Consider the following 2239-nt stretch of genomic DNA (forward strand, 5'->3'; position numbering starts at 1 on the left):
CTCAACGCGCTGTCGGATTTTGGCCGAGACAAAGCACAGTCCCTTAAAGACTACGCCTTCCATCGTTCACGAGTCGAGCAAGCCTTCTCAAGCACTCAGTCGCTGCAAAAGCAATTAGCAAAATTAGCCGCTTCGAAAGCAGATATTGAGCCGACTATCTACCCTGCAGACCTTGGCAAACTCTTACTCATCGCCTTCCCTGAGCGACTGGCCAAACAGCGCCAAGCAGGAGACGGCAAATATTTGATGGCGAACGGTAAAGGCGCTTACCTCAACGAAGACGATTCACTCTTTGATGAGCCTTGGTTAGTCATTGCTGACTGCGATGCACAGAAGAAAGAGGGCCGGATTTATAGCGCGGCAGCCATTGACAAAGCCTCAGCTCTCGAAGTCTTGTCCGAGCATATCAACGAAGAAGAACGTTTCGAGATCAACCCTAAAACGCAGAAAATAACGGGCTCTATGCAAACCCGTATTGGCGCGATTACCATAGATAGCCAAGTCATCAGCAATATTCCAAACGATGCCTTCACCCAATGCCTGGCTCAGCTGGTCAAGAAACAAGGCTTAAGCGTTTTAAACTGGACGCAGCAATGCGATGACTGGCTGGCCCGAGCAAGCTGGCTAGGACAACACCTTGAAAACTTCCCAAGCTTGTCAAAACAAAGCTTAATCGACGATATCGAGACTTGGCTGCTACCCTATTTATCTAGCGTCAGCAGTATGAACGCACTTAAAAAAGTAAACATTCTTGAGCTAGTGAAAAGCTGCCTGGACTGGAATGATCAGCAGCGCATCGAAAGCGAAGCCCCAACGCATTACCAAACACCAAGTCAGAAACGTGTTCCAATTCGCTACGACAGTGACCAAGGCCCAACAGTTTCAGTTGTGCTTCAAGAGGTGTTTGGCGAGCTAAGCTCTCCGACCCTGGCTGAAGGTCGCGTTCCCTTACGTTTTGAATTGCTGTCACCGGCCAGGAGGCCTATCCAGACCACCAGTGATCTCGCTAACTTTTGGAACAGCTCTTACTTTGAAGTCGCTAAGGATATGAAGGGCCGCTACCCCAAACACAGATGGCCAGATAAGCCATTAGAAGAAAAAGCCGGACGTTCGATAAAGCGAAAGTGAAGCCCAAAACCTGTGCAGATCCATCCGAGGCTCGCAAGGGGGATGAAACCCTCTGCCTATGGGCATCATATATCCAATTTATGGCGTGCGAATCACCAGTAAACGTTGTTCAGTCATGTCTTCGATTGCATACTTAATACCTTCACGACCCAGGCCGCTGTCTTTCACTCCGCCATAAGGCATATGGTCAACACGCCAGGACGGTACATCGCCGATTATGACGCCTCCAACCTCGAGGATATCCCATGCTTTATTCGCCTTGTATAAGTCCCGTGTAAATATCCCTGCCTGCAGACCGAACTTGCTATCGTTAACTTCTTCCAGCACCGCGTCGAAGTCATTAAAACGTTCAAGAATCGCTACTGGCCCAAAGGCCTCTTCTTCTCGGAGCTTTTGTCCTTTCCCAACACTTTCTAGTAAGGAGGCTTGCATCATGACACCTTCCCTTTTGCCACCGCATAAAAGCTTTGCGCCAGCTTCTACTGCCTCGTCAATCCAGTCTTGCAGGCGTTTAGCTTCGCCTTCCGAAATCATGGGGCCAATAAAGGTTGAAGGATCTTTCGGGTCACCCATTTTCAGTGCTCGCGTAGCGTTTAGTAATTTATCTTTAAATAGCGGATAAATTTCTTCATGGACGTAAACCCGCTGCACACCGATGCAACTTTGCCCCGATTGGTAGAACGCACCAAAAACGATTCGCGCTACGGCGTCGTCGATGTCAGCATCCTGGTCCACGACACAAGCAGCATTTCCCCCTAATTCGAGGACGACTTTCTTTTTGCCTGCTTTAGTTTTCAAGGCCCAGCCCACATCTGGTGAGCCGGTAAAGCTTAGTAACTTCAAACGTTCATCTTCTGTAAATAATCCGGCACCTTCCCGATGGCAAGGTAAGACAGAAAATGCGCCTTCAGGTAGATTCGTTTCTGCAAGCACCTCGGCAATTAACAAAGCACCCACAGGGGTTAAACTGGCTGGTTTGAGTATGAATGGGCATCCCGCTGCAATCGCGGGTGCAATTTTATGGGCGGCTAAGTTCAAAGGGAAATTAAAAGGGCTGATAAACGAGCAAGGGCCAATCGGTACTCGCTTACTCATGCCTGAATAACCCTTG

2 protein-coding genes are annotated in these 2239 nt (G+C 49.0%); one reads left to right on the forward strand and one right to left on the reverse strand.

The features are described from left to right. On the forward strand, nt 1-1128 hold a 1128-nt coding region (locus tag A3729_RS19085; protein ID WP_304439737.1), incomplete at its 5' end, for an ATP-dependent helicase C-terminal domain-containing protein. 78 nt (nt 1129-1206) lie between these two features. On the opposite strand, the gene A3729_RS19090 is transcribed toward A3729_RS19085, so the two are convergent. Then, nucleotides 1207-2239, reverse strand: a 1033-nt coding sequence (locus A3729_RS19090; protein ID WP_068634187.1) for an aldehyde dehydrogenase family protein, incomplete at its 5' end; no start/stop codon positions are given.

This window comes from Oleiphilus sp. HI0043, from assembly GCF_001634935.1.